This window comes from Alterinioella sp., assembly GCF_058343375.1.
Genome location: NZ_JBTUJH010000088.1, coordinates 1 through 17661, shown reverse-complemented (window position 1 = coordinate 17661; position 17661 = coordinate 1). Strand labels below are relative to the sequence as shown.

Genomic DNA, 17661 nt, shown 5'->3' with positions numbered 1-17661 from the left:
GGGGTGCGGGTGGCGAGTGGGTGATTTTTGAGTATTTGGACAAAGAAGAAGGGAAAGGCGGAGGCAGGTGAACATACGCCTGGCGGTGGCGTTACGCGTCCCGATCAAGGCCAAGGCGTTGCCGGATGAAGGCCAGCGCGACCGACAGCCCATCGGGCGCGATACCATGGCCGGTGCCTTTCATGACATGGGCATAGACATCGATGCCCGCGCCTTGCAGCGCTTCGGCGGCCGCGGGCAATGATTCCGGTGGCACCACATCATCGCTATCGCCATGGATCAGCAGAACCGGCGGGCGCGACACGATCTCATCTGCCAGCGCTTCGGGCTCCATCAGGCGGCCCGAAAACCCCACGACACCGGCAAAAGCCGCCTCCCGGCGCGGCGCGACATGCAGCGCCATCATGGTGCCCTGCGAAAAGCCCACCAGAACGACCCGGTCCGGCGTCACGCCCTCAGCCGCGATCATCGCATCGAGAAAGCTGTTCAGCTCGACCACCGCGCGCGCCATCGCCTCGGCGGCCAGATCCTCGGGCGAGCCATCAAGCCAGGGGATCGGAAACCACTGATAGCCCATCGGATTGACGGTGGAGCGTTCCGGCGCATCCGGCGCGATGAAAACAGTGTCGGGCAGATGCGGGCCGAGCGTGTCCGCCAGCCCCAGAAGATCACGGCCATCGGCACCGTAACCATGCAGAAATATCACCAGGCTGTCGCCCTGCCCCGACGCGGCTTCGCGGCGGCCAAATTCCAGTGTCGGTGTCATCTGATGCCTTCTCGTTCTTTTGCCACGCGGTAGTAGGCCCAAAGAACGCGCGCGGCAACCGATCGCCAAGGCGACCAGGCCTGTGCCATCGCGCGCATTTCACGCTCCTTGGGGCGCGCGGGCAAGCCATAAAGGATACGCGCGGCCTCCTGCAAGGCCAGATCGCCGGGCGCAAAGACATCGGCGCGGCCAAGTGAGAACATGGCGTAGATCTCGGCCGTCCAACTGCCGATGCCGGGCACTTCGGTCAGCGTGGCGATGACCTGATCATCGGGTGCGTCGCGCAGGGCGCGGTAGTTGATGCGCGCATCGGCCAGCGCCCGGGCTGAGCCGATTTTCTGACGGCTGAGACCGCAGGCGCGCAGATCATCATCGCTGGCCCAGATGATCTTGCGCGGGCCGGTCAGCCCCGCCGCCCTGAGCCGCCCCCAGATCGCATTGGCGGCCGCAACCGAGACCTGCTGGCTGACAATGGCGCTGAGGATCTGGGCAAAGCCATCGCCGCGACGGCGCAACGGCAGCGGCCCGGTCTGATCCAGCGCATGGGCCATGCGCGGGCAGGCCTGCGCCAGCCAGGTCGCGCCTTCGGCCACGCAATCCAGGTCTTCGATGATGCGTCCAACCAAAGCGCGCGCCCCTTTTCGCGGCCAGCCTGTCACAGCCGGTGCAGCTTGCCAATCCCGCCATGTATTGCGGGCCGGGGGCCGCTCCGAAGTGATTGCCGCCAGGATTGTTGCCGCCAGAATGTTCGCAATGATTGCCTAAACTGTGCGTTCACGCACAGAGTGATTTGGCTTGCGGGGCTTTCCATCGGCACTGAACGGGGCTAGCGGTGGGGCCATGACTGACGTCGTCAACACCATCGAAGGCGACGCCCGCGCCCGCCGCAATGTGATTGTTCTGGTTGCCATGCAGGCAATTCTGGGCAGTCAGCTGCCGATGGTGTTCATCGTCGGCGGGCTGGCCGGCCAGATGCTGGCCTCGAACCCCTGCCTTGCGACATTGCCGATATCGCTGGTTGTTTTCGGGTCGATGACCACGGCCCCGTGGATTTCGACCTTCATGCAGCGCTATGGCCGCATGGCGGGCTTTATGGTCGGGGCGGGCGGCGGCGCGATCGGAGCGGCCGTGGCGGCCTATGGGCTTTATGCCAGTTCTTTCCCGATCTTTCTTCTGGGCTCCTATTTCACCGGCATCTATGTGTCGGCGCAGGGGTTTTATCGCTTTGCCGCCGCCGATGCGGCCTCGGATGCGTTCCGGCCCAAGGCGATTTCCTATGTGATGGCGGGCGGGCTGGCATCGGCGCTGATCGGGCCGCAGCTGGTCAAGGCCATGGGCGACGTGACGATCACGCCCTTTCTGGGCGTCTATATGGCGATTGTGGCGCTCAACCTTTTCGGCACGCTGTTATTTCCGTTCCTGAACCTGCCCAAGCCAGTCGCGGCCGCAACCGAAGGCCCCGCAGGCCGCAGCCGGCGCGACATGCTTCGCGATCCGCGCATCATCACCGCGATCATCGTCGCCATGGTATCTTATGCCCTGATGAACCTTGTCATGACATCGACACCGCTGGCCGTGGTCGGGGCCGGGTTCGAGCCCGAGCACGCCGCCGATATCGTATCGGCCCATGTCCTGGCGATGTATGTGCCGTCCTTTTTCACCGGCCATCTGATTGCGCGTTTCGGAACCCATCGGATCATGTCGCTTGGCCTGCTGATCCTGGGCGGTGCCGGGGTGGTGGCCCTGACCGGAATGGAGATTGGCCATTTCTTTGTCGCACTTGTTCTTTTGGGGGTGGGATGGAATTTCGGCTTCATCGGCGCCACCACACTTTTGACAGCCGCCCATGCCCCCGAAGAACGCGGCCGGGTGCAGGGCATGAATGACGCCATCGTCTTTGGCATGGTGACGGTGGCCTCGCTGGCCTCGGGCGGGTTGATGAACTGTTCCGGCGGATCGGTTGTGGCCGGTTGGTCAGCGGTCAACCTGGCCATGATGCCGTTTTTGGCGCTGGCGGCGGCGGCGCTGATCTGGCTGTGGCTGCGCCCGCCAACGACCCCCTGAGGCAGCGTCAGGACCGGCCCGCGCAACTGCCAAGCTCGGCCATTGTGGCGCGTGCGATAATGCGCTCCTCATCGGTGGGAATAACCAGAACCGGCACCGCACCGGCACCGATCCGGGTGGCGTTGTCAGCATTGGCCTCGGGCGCGATGGCGAGGCCCAGGAACGCCAGGCGTTCCAGCGCCCGGGCCCGAATGGGGGCGGCATGTTCGCCAATGCCGCCGGTAAAGACCAGCCCGTCAATGCCGCCCAGAACCGCCGCCATGGCCCCGATTTCGCGCGCCAGCCGAAACACGTAATAATCAATCGCCTGTTTGGCCTCAACGGCATGGGCAGACAGCAAGGTGCGCATGTCATGGCTGATGCCCGACAGCCCCTTCAGCCCGCTTTCATGATAGAGAAGATGCATGATCTGATCGGCATTCAGCCCCTCATGATGCATCAGATAAAGCACCACGCCGGGGTCGAGCTGGCCTGATCTCGTGCCCATCGGCAAGCCGTCCAGCGCCGAAAACCCCATCGTCGAGCCAACCGAGCGGCCCGCTTTCATGGCGCAGATCGAGGCCCCGTTGCCAAGATGGGCCACAACCATCCGGCCGGCCGCCAGATCGGGGAAATCACGCGCCAGCACGCCCGATATGTAATCATAGCTCAGCCCGTGAAACCCATAGCGCCGGACGCCGCGCGCGTAATAGCGCCGGGGCAGCGCGAATGTGTCATTGACCCAAGGGTGGCCGCGATGAAACGCGGTGTCAAAGGCCGCGACCTGCACCGCGGCCGGAAACGCCGCGCGGGCGGCCTGCACCGCGGCCAGGTTATGCGGCTGGTGCAGCGGGGCCAGCGGGATCAGCGCGCTCAGCTTCTCGATCATGGCATCATCCAGGCGCACCGGGGCCGACAGATCGGGGCCACCATGAACCACGCGATGGCCGACACCGGCAATGGCGCGCCCGGCGCGCCAGGGCGCGATGGCGTCAAGGATGGCCTGCACGCCGCGCACATGATCGGTGGCCCCAAGCGCCCGGCGCGTCAGCGTGCCCCCTTTCGGCTCCAGCACGAGATGGGCATCGGTGCCAAGTGCCTCGACCTGACCGGTCAGTTCCTCGACCGGTTCCGGCGATGTGTCGTAAAGGCCGAACTTTATCGAGGATGACCCGGCATTGAGGGTCAGGATCACATTCATGGCGAATGCGCCGCAGCAAGCACCGCCACCGCGCAAGAGGCCAGGCGCGCATGTTCATCATCCGACCGGCTGGTCAGGATCACCGGCACAGACGCCCCCAGAACCACGCCCGCCGCCTTGGCAGCGGCCAGATAGGTCAGCGCCTTGAACAGGATATTTCCCGCCTCAAGCCCCGGCACCAGCAAGATATCGGCGCGCCCCGCGACCGGCCCGCCCACCCCCTTGACCGCCGCCGCATGGCTGCTGACGGCGATATCCATCGCCAGCGGCCCCTGCACCGAGCCGCCGGTAATCTCGCCGGCCGCCGCCATGGCCGCAATCGCGGCCGCATCGACCGAGGATGGAATCGCCGGGTTCGCGGTCTCGACCGCTGACAGAACCGCCAGCTTGGGATCCGTGATCCCCAAAGCCCGCGCCAGATCCAGCGCGTTTTGCGCGATCGAGGCCTTGCAGGCCAGATCGGGCGCAATATTGATGGCCCCGTCGGTGATGAACAGCAACCGGTCCTGGCCCGGCACATCCATGGCAAAGGCATGGCTCAGGCGGCGCGCGGTGCGCAGGCCGCCATCGCGTTTCAGGATCGCGCGCAGCAAATCATCTGTATGCAGATGGCCCTTCATCAGCGCCCCGGCCCGGCCCTCATGCACCAGCGCCACGGCGCGCGCGGCAGCAGCGGCATGATCGGCGATATCGATGATCTCGATGCCGGTGATATCGGCCCCCAGCTCCTGCGCGGCGGCGGCGATCTTATCGGCGCAGCCGACCAGAACCGGATCAATCAGCCTGTGGTCGCGGCCCAACAGCGCGCCCTGCAGCGCCTCGGCGCTTTCCGGCGCGACAACGGCTGTCGGCAGCGGGGCCAAAGGGCGGGCAGCATCGGCAAGGCGCGCGAAATGGATGTGATCGGTCATCGGGAACTTTCGTTTGGCTGTTCGGGGATGGCGTGGGCAGATCAGGTGCCGACCATGGCCAGCGCAATGCCTGCGGTTTCCAGCCCTGCGCGCACCGTGCGCGCGATCTGCAAGGCCGCGTCATTGTCGCCATGCAGACAGATGGTATCAATCCGGGCCGGGATATGGACACCGCTCTCGGCGATGATGGCATCGGCCTGGACCATTTTCACCACCCGCAGCGCGGCATGGGCCGGGTCCTGGATCACGGCCCCTTGCTGCGACCGGTCGACCAGCGTGGCATCGTCATTATAGGCGCGGTCGGCAAATATCTCACCGGCCCAGTTGCACTCCAGCGCCGCAACCGCGCGCTCTTGCGCGGTGGCCGCCAGCACAAAGATGATCACATCGGGATCGACCGACAGCGCCGCCTCATAACAGGCCCGCGCCATCGCCTCATCTTCCGCGCACATATTCGCCAGCGCCCCATGCAGCTTGAAATGGCGCACCTCGGCCCCGTTCGCATTGGCCATGCCCCGGATCGCGCCGAACTGATAGCGGATGGCGTTTTGCAGATCCTCGGTGGCCATCTGCATCCGGCGCCGGCCAAAGCCCTGCAGGTCGGGAAATCCGGGATGCGCGCCGATACCGACGCCATGGGTGGCGGCGGTTCGGATCGTTTCGGCCATCACGCTCGGGTCGCCACCATGAAAGCCACAGGCCACATTGGCCGAGGTCACCACCTGCAAAATGTCGGCGTCGCGCCCCATCACCCAAGGCCCATAGCTTTCGCCCATATCCGCATTCAGATCAACGCTGGTCGCCATGGTTCATTCCTCCGGGTCGTGGATGGCAGAGATCACCCCGCCCACCAATTGATAGGACAGAAGGTCGGGAATGTCAGCAGGGTTGCGGACCCGCGACACCACGCCATCGGGCAGGGATTTGCGATGCCCGGCGGCGGCGGCGCGGGCGGCAAGGGCCGCGTCCAGTGTGACAAAGCGAAACCGGATCGGCGCGCCGGGGCTGGCCTGTGCCACCCGCGCCAGATCGGCCGAAATCACGGTGGCAATACGCGGGTAGCCGCCCATTGACTGGCATTCCGGCAACAAGACAAAAGGCGCGCCGTCGCCGATCACCTGAATGTCGCCGGGCACGATGATTTCTGACAATATCCCCAGATGCGCCGCCTGCGAGAACCCCGCGCCATCATGCGACATGCGCGCCCCCATGCGACTGGCGCGGGCGTCTTTGATGAATTCCGTGGCCTCGAACCGGGCCAGTGTTTCGGCACCGAACTGCCCGGTCTGGACTGATGGCAAAATGCGGATGATGCCGCCGCCAAACCGATCCTCTGGGGTCAGTTTCAGCCCGCCGGGATTGGGCGCGGGCGTGCAGGGCAGCGCCGCCCCTGCGATCAGCCGGGCTCCAATTCCCGCCGCCAGATGGGCCGAGCGCGCGCCCAGAATGCGCGGTGCGCTCAGCCCCGCCACGCTGAGATAGCCGTAACTGCCCGCCAGCGCGCCGCCGATTTTCAGCTCCGCCCCCTTGGGCAGCAGAAAACTGCCCGGCCAGGGCAGCCTTGTGCCGTCAAGCTCCGCCACCATCGGCGCGCCGGTCAGCGCGATCAACAATGAGGCCCCATCGGCGCGAAACCGCCCCCCCGCCCCGGCCATTTCAATGGCCAGGGCATCGCCCGCGGGCTGCAACATCAACGCCGCCCCTTCGGCCAGCGCCAGCGGGTCCATCGCGCCGCCCTGCGACAGGCCCTTGGCAAGAAACCCCGGCCGCCCGTAATCCTGCAGGCTGAGGCCCGGGGCCGCCTCGATGATCTGCAAGGCGGCACTCATGGCAGCGCCTCAGCCATTGCCGCCTGGCCGGTTTCAAGCCCCGCGACCGCATCTTCATATTCCATCACGCTGACCGGGCGATATGTGATCTCATCGCCGGCATTGAGCGCAAAGGGCGTGTCGCTGTGCTGCCGGAACCCGTCAAACGCCGCCTGCCCGATCCAGCGCCAGCCGGTCTGCGTATCAACCGGAAACATCACCATCTGCCGGATCGCCAGCCCCAACCCGCCCTTGGGCACCAGCGGGTTCAATTCGGTCTTGCGGGGGATATCGAACATCTCGGGCAATTGCCCCAGATAGGGCAGCCCCGGCGCAAAACCGATGGTCAGCACCCGCAGCCGGGTTTGCGCAATCGCCGCGATCACCGCCGCCTCCGGCAGCCCCACCATGGCCGCGGCTTCCTCCAGTTGCGGCCCATGATCCCCGCCAAACACCGCCGGAATGCGCCACAGCTTTCGGTTATGCGGCAGCCCCTCGGACAGCCAGTCGCGCGACGCCAACAGCGCCTGCACCTGATCCTCAAGCGCGCCGTGATCAACCAGATCGGGATCAAACCGCAAAAATACCGATTTCAGAGAGGTCGCCGTTTCCGCAACCCCGACCCAATTGGCAGCGTCCACTGCGGCGCGAAAGGCCAGCACGGCCGTATTGACCGGCATCGACAGGTGATCGGCAAAGGCCAGCAAAAGGCTGGCCTCTCCCATCCGGTGCAGGGTCGGAAACTGCGGCGGCGGCATTGGCGGCTCTCCTTGCGGGTGGCGGTTTTGCTGGCTCGCAGACATGGTGATCGGCTTTGCCGGACCTTGCAACCCGATTGCACCAAGGCCTGCCGCGCGGGCGGATTTTTCGGCCCGCGACGCCGCAGCCCTCTTGTGCGCCGGGCGGCAATCTCTTATCGAATGCCGCGGGCCGGTCTAGCTCAGCTGGTAGAGCATCTGATTTGTACTCAGGTGGTCGGGGGTTCGAGTCCCTCGACCGGCACCAACAGCCCCGCCCCAGATCGGCGGGCAAAAAAGCGCGGTTTCACCCCGGCAATTGCGCCATGACAACACGGTCGCGCCCATCGAGATCTTGCCGCACCCCAAGATCGATCAGGCCCGCATTGCGAAAAAAACCTGCAACATCAGCGCTCTGGCTTGGTCCGATCTCGACCATAAGAATGCCGCCCGGTGTCAGGTGGCGCGCCGCCCCCTCGGCAATGCGGAGATAGGCGCTCAGCCCGTCTGCACCATCGCTCAGGGCATGATGCGGATCATGTTGGGCCACTTCGGGGGCCAGATCCGCCATTTCATGCGCCCCGATATAGGGCGGGTTGGACAAGATCAGCGCAAAGCGCCCGGAAATCTCCGAAAACCAGTCGGATTCGCGGCAATCAATCCGATCCGCGACGCCATGGCGCGCCGCATTGGCCGCTGCCACCGACAGGCAGGCCGGGTCGATATCGGTGGCCAGCGCGCTCGCCCCCGGCCATTCGGCCAGCAATGTCACCGCAATGATCCCGGTGCCGGTGCCCAGATCGGCAAAGCGCGCCACCGGGCCCAGATCCAGCGCCGCCGCAATCAGGGTCTCGGTTTCCGGCCGCGGGTCCAGGGTTTCGCGTGCAACCCGAAATTCGCGGCCCCAAAAGAGCCTGCGGGACAGAATGCGCGCGACCGGTTCACGACTTGAACGTCGATTCAGAAACGACTGATATCGTTCGATTTCATCTGGTTTCAAATCCCGATCCGGCGTGATTGACAATCGCCCCGCCGGCACCTTGATCACCTCGGCCAGCAAAACCCGTGCATCGCGCGCGGCCCCGTCGATACCCTTTGCTGCCAACCGCGCCACCCCGGCCGCCAATGCCGCGCGCAGCGTGGTCATTCCATCTCGGCCAGCAGGCGGGCCTGATCATCGGCGGTCAGCGCGTCGATGATCTCATCGAGATCGCCGGTCATCACCTGATCGAGCTTGTAAAGCGTCAGGTTGATGCGGTGATCGGTGACGCGGCCTTGCGGGAAATTATAGGTTCGGATGCGCTCGGATCGATCGCCCGATCCGACCTGGCTCTTGCGGTCGGCGGCGCGTTCATCATCCATGCGCTGGCGTTCCAGATCATACAGCCGGGCGCGCAGAACCGACATTGCAATCTCACGATTGCGGTGCTGCGACTTCTCAGACGAGGTGACCATCAGCCCGGTCGGCAAATGGGTAATGCGCACCGCGGAATCGGTGGTGTTCACATGCTGCCCGCCGGCCCCGCTGGCGCGCATCGTATCAATGCGAATATCGGTGGCGGGGATGTCGATATCGACCTCTTCGGCCTCGGGCAGAACCGCGACGGTGGCCGCCGAAGTATGAATGCGCCCGCCCGATTCCGTGCTGGGAACCCGCTGCACCCGATGCACGCCGCTTTCATATTTCAGCCGCGCAAACACGTTCTCGCCGGTGATATGGCCGATCAGTTCCTTGATGCCGCCAAGCTCGGTCAGGCTTTCCTCGATGATCTCGAATTTCCAGCCGCGCGCCTCGGCGTAGCGTTGATACATGCGCAGCAGGTCGGCCGCGAACAAAGCCGCCTCATCGCCGCCGGTGCCGGGGCGGATCTCGATCATCGCGGGCCGGGCATCGGCGGCGTCGCGCGGCAAGAGCGACAGCTTGAGCGCCTGTTCGGCCTCTGGCAGGGCGGCGCGCAGGACCGGCAGTTCCTCCTGCGCCAGCGCGGCCATTTCCGGGTCATCCAGCAGCGCCTCGGCCTGCGAAATCTCCGATTGCAGCGCATGAAAGGCCGCGATCTGTTCGACCACCGGTTTCAGATCCGAATATTCCCGCGCGATACCGGCAATGGCATCGGCCGCCGGGCCGGCATTCAGCTGCGCTTCGAGAAACTCGAACCGTTCGGTGATCTGTCTCAGGCGCTCTGCGGGCAACATGGGGGCGGTTTGGCGCGGGCGGGCGGGGCCGTCAAGGGGCGTTCGGGCCAAGCGCGGCGTTCAGATCGGCGATGATCGCCGCCACACGGGCCCGGTTCGCGCCCAGATCAGAGCGGCCAAAGCGCGACCGCGAGAATATGGTGACCCTCGTGCCGGTCTGTGTTTGCGTCAGCCGGATCGACACCGCGTCGGGAAATCTGATGATCGGCGTGCGAACGATATAGGTGACAAACCCGTCCGATGCGGTGCCCGCAAGGCGGCTGGTCAGCGGGCGGGCGGCCATGATGGCGTCAAGCGCTGCGGCAATATCGGCGGGCGGGGCGGCCAATTGCAGCGCCGGGTCATCGCCATCGCCATCGCGCAGCAGGTAGGAATTGGGCGTGGCGGGGCGCGGCGCGGTTTCGGGATCGACATGCCAGCGCGCAACCGGCATCGGCGCGGTGCGGATCAGGACCAGGAGCACCCCGACAAGGGCCACCGAAATCAGAAATATCAGCCATGACAGGCGCATCTTCCGGTCACCTCCCGCACTGCTGTGGCACCATTCCGGCCACGGTCACCCCATTCAGATCCATCGCTCAGATCCCGCCTTTCAATTGCGCCCAAAGCAGCCGGCCACGGCGCGAAAATTCGCTTTCATCCAGCATGCCCTCGATCACCCGCCCCGGAACATCACGGGCCATTGTCAGCGTTGTTTTCGTGCGCCAAAGCGCCAGCAGGGCGGGCCGTGCGGGGCGCGCGATTGCCCTGCGCGCGGCCCGGCCCTCGGCCCATTTCGCAAGCCCGCGTTCGGCCAGTTCCCGCACGCCCTGCGATGTGCCATCCAAGAGCGGCACGCGCCCGCGCGCCTCCAGATCCGGCACCGCGCGCAGCAGCCCGGCAATTCCGGCCGCAAAGCCAAGCGCACGGATCGGGGCCTCGGCCTCGGGCGCGGCCCCGAGCGCGCGGGCCGCGGCCCAGACCAGATTGCCCGATGTGGCATCGATATAGGCATCAAAATGGGCCGCATCCTGGAACGGGTCGCGGCTGATATCCCACAGGCGCGCGGTGATCAGACCATCCAGCAGATCGGCGCATTCAGGCGGGATCGCGGCGGCCAATGGTGCCGCCACCTCATGCCCACGCGGCACCCTGCCTGCGGCCATATCCGCCGCCACATCGCGCCAGAATTGCAGCCGCATCTCGGCCATTATCGGCTCTGACACCATCCAGGGCGCGCGCGCCACCTCCAGATTGAACGCATAGAGCGGAAACAGAACCGCGCGCGCCGGTGCCGGGGCCGCCATGGTGGCCAGAAACCGGTCAGGATCACCGCGTTTCACGATCTCGGCGCAGGCGGTCAGGCTCATACCGGGCGCCCCACCGACAGCAGCCGCGTAGCGATGGTTGCAAACCCTGCCGCCGTGACCCGCGCGGCGATAGCGGCCGCGTCACGCATGGCCGGGTATTGCGCCCAATTGGCGCGCAGCCCGTCGCCTGATGTGTCGGTCAACTCGGCACCATCGCAGATCCGGGCATCGCGGGACAGATCGCGCTGCAGGGTGAAAAACGCGCAGCGCGTCATGTCGCCGGCGCCCCGTCGCGCACCAGTTTCCAGATCACCGCATCCAGCAGCGCCTCAAACGAGGCATCGACGATATTGGGGCTGACGCCGACCGTGGACCAGCGCCGCCCTGCCCCATCCTCGCTGTCGATCACCACGCGCGTCACGGCTTCGGTGCCGCCTTGGGTGATCCGTACCTTGAAATCGACCAGCCGGATATCGTCGATATAGCTCTGATAGGGGCCCAGATCCTTGGCCAGCGCCTTGGAAAGCGCATTGACCGGCCCCCGGTCTGATCCCGTTTCATCCATCGATTCACTGACCGACAACATCTTTCTGTCCCCGATCTTGACCACCACCACCGCCTCAGAGAGGCTCACCATCCGGTCATATTTGTTCTTGCGCCGCTCGACCGTCACCTTGTAGCGCTTGACCTCGAAAAATCGCGGCATCTGGCCAAGCGCACGCAGCGCCAGCAGCTCGAAACTGGCCTGCGCGGTGTCATAGGAATAGCCCTGATCCTCGCGCTCCTTGATCTCATCGAGGATCGCAGACAGCGCCGGATCGCCCGGCGCGACCTCCAGCCCGGCCTCGGCCAGACGGCGGCGCAGATTGGATTGCCCGGCCTGATTGGACATCGGGATGATACGGGCATTGCCGGTCAGCTCGGGGGCGACATGTTCATAGGTTGTGGGGTCTTTCAGGATGGCGCTGGCATGCAGCCCCGCCTTATGCGCAAAGGCCGAGGCCCCGACATAGGCCGCCTGGCGCATCGGCACCCGGTTCAGGATATCATCCAGCCTGCGGCTGGCGATGGTCAGGTGTTTGAGCGCGTCGCGCGTGATGCCGGTCTGATACTGGCTGGCATAGGGTTCCTTCAGCAAAAGCGTCGGGATCAGCGCGGTCAGATTGGCATTGCCGCAGCGTTCACCAAGCCCATTGAGCGTGCCCTGGATCTGGCGCGCCCCGGCCGCGACCGCAGCCAGGCTGCCCGCGACGGCGGTTTCGGTATCATTATGGGTGTGGATGCCCAGATGGTCGCCCGGAATGCCCGCCTGGATCACCGCGCGCGTGATGCGCCCGATCTCATCTGGAAGCGTGCCGCCATTGGTATCGCACAGCACCACCCATCGCGCACCGGCGTCATGGGCGGCCTTCAGACAGGCCAGCGCGTAATCGGGGTTGGCCTTGTAGCCATCAAAGAAATGTTCCGCGTCAAACAGCGCCTCGCGCCCCTGCGCGACCAGATGGGCGATGGATTTGGCAATGTTCTCAAGGTTCTCGGCCTGCGAAATGCCAAGTGCGGTTTCGACATGAAAGACATGCGTCTTGCCAACCAGACAGACGGCCCGCGTGCCCGCATTCAGGACCGCGGCCAGCACCTCATCATTTTCAGCCGACCGCCCGGCCCGCTTGGTCATGCCAAAGGCGGTCATGGTGGCGCGGGTCCTGGGGGCTGCATCAAAAAAGGCGCTGTCGGTCGGGTTCGCGCCGGGCCAGCCGCCTTCGATATAGTCAAGCCCGAGCTGATCGAGAAGCGTGGCAATCTGCTGCTTTTCGGCGGTGGAAAACTGCACGCCCTGGGTCTGTTGGCCATCGCGCAGCGTCGTGTCATAGAGGAAAAGACGGGTGCGGGTCATGGTGCCCCCCCCGCCCGGCCCCGCCGGGCAGCGCCCGACCCTCCCCCCGGGAGGGCGCTTTTGCGCGGGTGCGGTTGCAAGTAGCTTTGCGGATGTTGCGATGCTGTGGATGCCATGAGGCTGGAGCGCGCCCACCCAGGCTCGGGCGCTGCCCTGTGATGTAGACAGGGTCATTTGAAGTTCTCCAACAAAGAGGAATCAAAATTGCTACCAATGGACCATTTCGGCCCATCCGGCGTATCCTCAACCAATACACCAGATTTCTGCATTACATTGCGAATTTCGTCTGCACGTGAAAAGTCTTGCCGCCTCCGTGCTTCCTGCCGTTCGCGAAGTAAAGAATTCACTAGGACTTCAATCTCTTTTGGATAAATCCCGACCCAGCCAACACCTGAAAATGACAACAGATCAACTTTGGTATTCTCAGTAAACAAGCCCAACAAAATCATTGATCCCAGCAATGCATTGGCAGAATTTGGGTCACCCTTTTTTGCAAGTTGATGCATCTTGGCAATTGCTGCATGAGTGTTGAGATCATCACAAAGCGAACTTATCACTTCGGGATCTGCCTGGTATGTATTGTCGCTGCTATACAGGAGCCAGTTTTCTGGAGTTAAATTCAAGTGTGAGGATTTCAATCGATCGAACCAGTCTCTTAGCGTCCGCTCCGCCTCCTTCGCCTTTTTCTCCGTCCAATCCATCGGCTTCCTATAATGCGTCTGCAAGAACACGAAGCGGATCACCTCGCCCGGCACGCCTTGGTCCAGCAAATCCCTTACCGTAAAGAAATTGCCCAAAGACTTGGACATCTTCTTGCCCTCGACCTGCAACATCTCGTTATGCATCCAGTAACGGGCAAACTCCCCTTCCGGGTGGGCGCATTTGCTCTGCGCGATCTCGTTCTCGTGATGCGGGAATTGCAGGTCCAGCCCGCCGCCATGAATGTCAAAGCTTTCGCCAAGCAATTCATGCGCCATCGCCGAGCATTCGATATGCCAGCCCGGTCGCCCCCGGCCCCAGGGTGATGGCCAGCCCGGCAGATCATCGCTCGACGGCTTCCACAGCACGAAATCCATTGGGTTTCTCTTGTAGGGTGCCACCTCGACCCGGGCCCCCGCGATCATGTCATCGACCGTGCGGCCCGACAGCTTGCCATATTGCGCCCGCCAGCTATCGACGGCAAACAGCACATGGCCCTCGGCTTCATAGGCATGGCCCCTGGCGATCAGCTCTTCGATCATCGCCACCATCTGCGGAATGAAGACGGTCGCGCGCGGCATGTGGTCCGGCTCCAGCGCGCCCAAAGCGCCCATGTCCTTGAGATACCAGCCGATGGTCTCATCGGAGCGTTCCTGGACCAATTCTTCCAAACTCCCCGCCGCGCCTGCCTCTTTGCGGGCCAGGGCGGTGGCATTTATCTTGTCATCAACATCGGTGAAATTGCGCACATAGGTGACGTGATCGGCCCCATAAACATGGCGTAACAGCCTGTAAAGAATATCAAAAACCACCACCGGCCTGGCATTTCCCAGATGCGCCCGGTCATAGACCGTGGGCCCGCAGACATACATCCGCACATTCTTAGGGTCGAGCGGTTCGAACCGCTCTTTCTTGCGGGTTTTGGTATTGTGCAGGGTGATCTTGGTCATAAGAATTTCCTCGCGCGGGTGCCCGGCGGGGGTAGCAACTTAGAACCTGGGATGGAAGTAAGGATTGAGACCCGCCTGACGATGTCAGATGGGAATGCAGCAGATAATGGGCAGGGTCCGGGCCATGGCACCACTTTAGCCATGCGGATGGGCGCTGCCAAGCCCGGTGAAATTGCCCGCCTGGGCAATTGACAAATCAGGGATGAAATGCGCCCCTGCGGGCTGGCAAAAGACGCGCGGAGCTCACCATGCGGCAATCACGACGGATTACCACGCTGAACGGCGACAGCGCCGATGATGGCTGGGGCCTGTTCAATCTGGCGCGCAAGCGCAAGGCCGCCGGTGCGCGCATCATCGAGCTGACCCAAGGCGAGCATGATATCGGCACCGATGCCCGCATTCTTGCGGCGATGCATGGCGCCACATTGCGCGGCGTGACCGGGTATTCACCGGTGGCAGGCATCGCCAAGCTACGGGAAACAATCGCAAAAAGGCTGACGGAGCGCACCGGCGTGGCGACCACTCCCGATCATGTGCAGATCACGCCGGGTGGTCAGGCGGGGCTGTTTGCGGCCCATATGGCGGCTTGTGATCCGGGCGACGGGGCGCTGTATATCGACCCCTATTACGCCACCTATCCCGCCACATTGCGGGCCGTTGGTGCGATTCCGCTGGCGGTCGAGGCGCGGTCTTGCGATGGGTTTCAACCGCGTGCCGAGGCCATTGCCGCAAAAGCCGCCGGCGCGAGATCGCTGCTGATCAACACGCCCAACAACCCGACCGGCGCGGTCTATTCATCTGATACCATTGCCGGAATTTCCGGGGTGGTGCGCGACCATGACCTGTGGCTGATCTCGGATGAGGTCTATGACACGCAGGTCTGGGAAGGGTGCCATCTGAGCCCGCGCGCCTTGCCGGATATGGCCGAGCGCACGCTTGTGGTGGGCTCATTGTCGAAGAGCCACGCGATGACGGGCTCGCGGTTGGGATGGGTCGTCGGACCGCCCGAAGTTATTGAAAATCTTACATATCTCGGCAATGCCACCACCTATGGCGTGCCCGGTTTCGTGCAGGAGGCGGGGTTGCATGCGCTGTCTCTGGGGCCCGAATTCGAGGAAGAAATCGCCGCCCCCTTCCGCCGCCGCCGCGCCATTGTGCAGCGGCTGGTCGCAGGCCAGAATCTGGTGCGCGCGATCCCGGCGCAGGGTGCGATGTATACCATGTTGGACATTCGCGCGACCGGGCTTTCGGGCGAAGAATTTGGCCGCAAATTGCTCGATCAGGAAAACATCGCGGTGATGCCGGGGGAAAGTTTTGGCCATGCAGCGGCCGGTCATTTGCGGCTGGCGCTGACGGTCGAGGATGATCTGCTGGAGGATGCGGTGGCGCGGCTCTTGCGGCTGGCGGAGCGGCTTGCCGGGTAAAAAGTGACGCATGTGTCATTTATTTTTGACGCAAGTGTCACTTTTATAGCGCGTCGCGCCTGATCGGATTCGAGCATTCATCACCCGGACCGAGGCAGCCTTCGCGCAATCGAATGCGTTCGGGTCGGCCGGTGAATTCGATTTGGCGCGACGCGCTCTGGCTGCCACCCGCTGACACGGCTTGCCGATTTACTTAACATGTGCATTATCTGGCGCGAGCGGAGGGATAAGACATGGATCATGACGAGTTGGTGAAATGGTCGGCGCGGGCCGCAGCCTGGGCGCGCGATTATCACGCCGGGCTGCGCGACCGCCCGGTGCGCCCGCAGGTCACACCGGGCAGCATCCGGGCCGCATTGCCCGCCGCAGCCCCCGAAGCGCCCGAGCCGATGGAAGACATCTTTGCCGATTTCGAACGTCTGGTGCCGGGTAACATGACCCATTGGCAGCACCCGCGTTTCTTTGCCTATTTCCCGTCCAATGCCGCCCCCGCCTCGATGCTGGCGGAACAATTGGCCAATGCGATATCGGCGCAGGGCATGTTGTGGCAGACCGCCCCGGCAGCCAATGAGATCGAAGAACAGATGATCACCTGGCTGGCCGGGGCGATGGGGCTGCCAGAGGCGATGCGCGGCACCATCCATGACAGCGCCACCACCGCCACGTTCTGCGCCGTGCTGACGATGCGCGAACGGGCCCTGGACTGGGCCGGATTGACGCAAGGCCTGAGCGGCGGCCCGCGTTTGCGGATCTATGCGTCGCAAGAAACCCACAGCTCGATCGACAAGGCGGTGCGGCTGGCCGGGATCGGGCAGGATAACCTGGTCAAAGTGGCGCTGCGCGATGATCTGTCGATGGATCCGGAGGCTCTGAGGGCCGCGATTGCGGCCGATCGCGCGGCGGGGCATCTGCCGGCGGGGGTGGTCTTTTGCGCCGGGGGCACATCCGTGGGGGCTTTCGACGATATTGGTGCCGGGCTGGCGGTGGCGCGGGCGGCGGGGATTTACACCCATGTCGATGCCGCCTGGGCCGGATCGGCGATGATCTGCCCCGAGTTCCGGACGCTTTGGGCCGGGGCCGAGGGCTGCGATTCGATCGTCTTCAACCCGCATAAATGGATGGGGGTTCAGTTCGATTGTTCGGTGCAGTTTCTGGCCGATCCCAGGCCACAGGTGCGCACCATGGGGTTGCGGCCGGATTATCTGGAGACGCTGGAGGGCGGTGCGGTGACCGATTTCAACGAATGGACATTGCCTTTGGGGCGGCGGTTCCGGGCGTTGAAACTGTGGTTCGTGCTGCGCGCCTACGGGCTGGAGGGGCTGCGCGCGATGATCCGCAACCATGTCGCCTGGGTGGCGGAGCTGCGCGACAAGGTCGCGGCGATTGGCGAGCTGGAAGTGGTGACCGAGCCGCGGTTGGCGCTGTTTACCTTTGCCCATCGCGGTGGCGATGGCGCGACGGAAGATCTGATCCGGGCAGTGAATGCCGATGGCCGGATCTATCTGACCCAGACCCGGCACAAGGGGCGGTTCGTGATCCGCATGATTGCGGGCAGTTTCGCCTGCACCCGCGAGGATGTGATGATGGTCGAGACTGTGTTGCGGGAGATGCTGGCCTGAACCGGGTCGGTGGCGGCGGCCCCCCCCCCGGGGGGGGGGGGGGGCCCCCCCCCCCCCCCCCGGGGTTGAGGAGAGGGTAAGGGGGGGGGGGGGGCGGGGGGGGGGGGGGGGGGGGGGGGGGGGG

The 17661-nt window shown here is 64.3% G+C and carries 17 protein-coding genes and 1 tRNA gene; 4 read left to right on the top strand and 14 right to left on the bottom strand.

The annotated features are described in order from the left end of the window. Positions 1–91: 91 nt before the first annotated feature. Together ACW8PS_RS12650 and ACW8PS_RS12645 are read right to left on the bottom strand one after the other, a co-directional pair. Positions 92–766: an alpha/beta hydrolase gene (locus ACW8PS_RS12650; protein WP_491527810.1), complete on the bottom strand. Its 675-nt coding sequence runs from the start codon at positions 764–766 to the stop codon at positions 92–94. Further along, positions 763–1392, bottom strand: coding sequence for a DNA-3-methyladenine glycosylase family protein (locus ACW8PS_RS12645; RefSeq protein ID WP_491527809.1), 630 nt, complete (start codon positions 1390–1392; stop codon positions 763–765). The genes ACW8PS_RS12650 and ACW8PS_RS12645 overlap by 4 nt, the downstream gene beginning before the upstream one ends. 214 nt (positions 1393–1606) lie before the next feature. Here ACW8PS_RS12645 and ACW8PS_RS12640 point away from each other — a divergent pair, with 214 nt between their 5' ends. Beyond that, positions 1607–2830, top strand: coding sequence for an MFS transporter (locus ACW8PS_RS12640; protein WP_491527808.1), 1224 nt, complete (start codon positions 1607–1609; stop codon positions 2828–2830). A gap of 7 nt (positions 2831–2837) precedes the next feature. On the opposite strand, the gene ACW8PS_RS12635 is transcribed toward ACW8PS_RS12640, so the two are convergent. The 5 genes from ACW8PS_RS12635 to ACW8PS_RS12615 are packed head-to-tail and all read right to left on the bottom strand — an operon-like array spanning position 2838 to position 7487. Next, a complete protein-coding gene (locus ACW8PS_RS12635) occupies positions 2838–4010 on the bottom strand; it encodes an acetate/propionate family kinase (protein WP_491527807.1) in 1173 nt (390 codons plus the stop codon). Further along, a complete protein-coding gene (locus ACW8PS_RS12630; protein WP_491527851.1) occupies positions 4007–4963 on the bottom strand; it encodes a bifunctional enoyl-CoA hydratase/phosphate acetyltransferase in 957 nt (318 codons plus the stop codon). Before ACW8PS_RS12630 ends, ACW8PS_RS12635 begins: the two co-directional genes overlap by 4 nt. Beyond that, the gene (locus tag ACW8PS_RS12625) at positions 4963–5727 is read right to left on the bottom strand and encodes a LamB/YcsF family protein (RefSeq protein ID WP_491527806.1); all 765 of its coding nucleotides are present in this window, start codon (positions 5725–5727) and stop codon (positions 4963–4965) included. The genes ACW8PS_RS12630 and ACW8PS_RS12625 overlap by 1 nt, the downstream gene beginning before the upstream one ends. Positions 5728–5730: 3 nt before the next feature. Continuing rightward, positions 5731–6750 (bottom strand): 5-oxoprolinase subunit C family protein, encoded by a 1020-nt coding sequence (locus tag ACW8PS_RS12620; RefSeq protein ID WP_491527805.1) that lies wholly within the window; start codon positions 6748–6750, stop codon positions 5731–5733. After that, complete coding sequence (locus ACW8PS_RS12615) at positions 6747–7487, bottom strand: 5-oxoprolinase subunit B family protein (protein WP_491527804.1); 741 nt, start codon at positions 7485–7487, stop codon at positions 6747–6749. Before ACW8PS_RS12615 ends, ACW8PS_RS12620 begins: the two co-directional genes overlap by 4 nt. A gap of 171 nt (positions 7488–7658) precedes the next feature. On the opposite strand from ACW8PS_RS12615, the gene ACW8PS_RS12610 reads away from it, so the two are divergent. Continuing rightward, positions 7659–7734: transfer RNA gene (locus tag ACW8PS_RS12610), tRNA-Thr, on the top strand. Positions 7735–7773: 39 nt separating this feature from the next. Here the strand turns inward: ACW8PS_RS12610 and prmC are convergent. The 7 genes from prmC to cysS form a co-directional block, all read right to left on the bottom strand. Continuing rightward, positions 7774–8604, bottom strand: coding sequence for a peptide chain release factor N(5)-glutamine methyltransferase (gene prmC / locus ACW8PS_RS12605; RefSeq protein ID WP_491527850.1), 831 nt, complete (start codon positions 8602–8604; stop codon positions 7774–7776). Between the two features lie 5 nt (positions 8605–8609). Beyond that, on the bottom strand, positions 8610–9662 hold the full coding sequence (gene prfA / locus ACW8PS_RS12600; protein WP_491527803.1) for a peptide chain release factor 1: 1053 nt from the start codon (positions 9660–9662) through the stop codon (positions 8610–8612). A gap of 31 nt (positions 9663–9693) precedes the next feature. Further along, the gene (locus tag ACW8PS_RS12595) at positions 9694–10173 is read right to left on the bottom strand and encodes a DUF1499 domain-containing protein (RefSeq protein ID WP_491527802.1); all 480 of its coding nucleotides are present in this window, start codon (positions 10171–10173) and stop codon (positions 9694–9696) included. 67 nt (positions 10174–10240) lie between these two features. Further along, entirely contained in the window at positions 10241–11011 is a 771-nt protein-coding gene (locus tag ACW8PS_RS12590) for a squalene/phytoene synthase family protein (protein WP_491527801.1), read from the bottom strand. Then, positions 11008–11226, bottom strand: coding sequence for a hypothetical protein (locus tag ACW8PS_RS12585; protein WP_491527800.1), 219 nt, complete (start codon positions 11224–11226; stop codon positions 11008–11010). The genes ACW8PS_RS12590 and ACW8PS_RS12585 overlap by 4 nt, the downstream gene beginning before the upstream one ends. Further along, positions 11223–12845 carry a citramalate synthase gene (gene cimA / locus ACW8PS_RS12580; protein WP_491527799.1) on the bottom strand — a complete coding sequence of 541 codons (1623 nt, stop codon included), beginning with the start codon at positions 12843–12845 and terminating at the stop codon, positions 11223–11225. The genes ACW8PS_RS12585 and cimA overlap by 4 nt, the downstream gene beginning before the upstream one ends. 170 nt (positions 12846–13015) lie before the next feature. Then, the gene (cysS, locus tag ACW8PS_RS12575) at positions 13016–14494 is read right to left on the bottom strand and encodes a cysteine--tRNA ligase (protein WP_491527797.1); all 1479 of its coding nucleotides are present in this window, start codon (positions 14492–14494) and stop codon (positions 13016–13018) included. A gap of 248 nt (positions 14495–14742) precedes the next feature. On the opposite strand from cysS, the gene ACW8PS_RS12570 reads away from it, so the two are divergent. After that, positions 14743–15918, top strand: coding sequence for a pyridoxal phosphate-dependent aminotransferase (locus tag ACW8PS_RS12570; protein WP_491527796.1), 1176 nt, complete (start codon positions 14743–14745; stop codon positions 15916–15918). Between the two features lie 233 nt (positions 15919–16151). Beyond that, a complete protein-coding gene (locus ACW8PS_RS12565; protein WP_491527795.1) occupies positions 16152–17537 on the top strand; it encodes a pyridoxal phosphate-dependent decarboxylase family protein in 1386 nt (461 codons plus the stop codon). Positions 17538–17661: the final 124 nt, after the last annotated feature.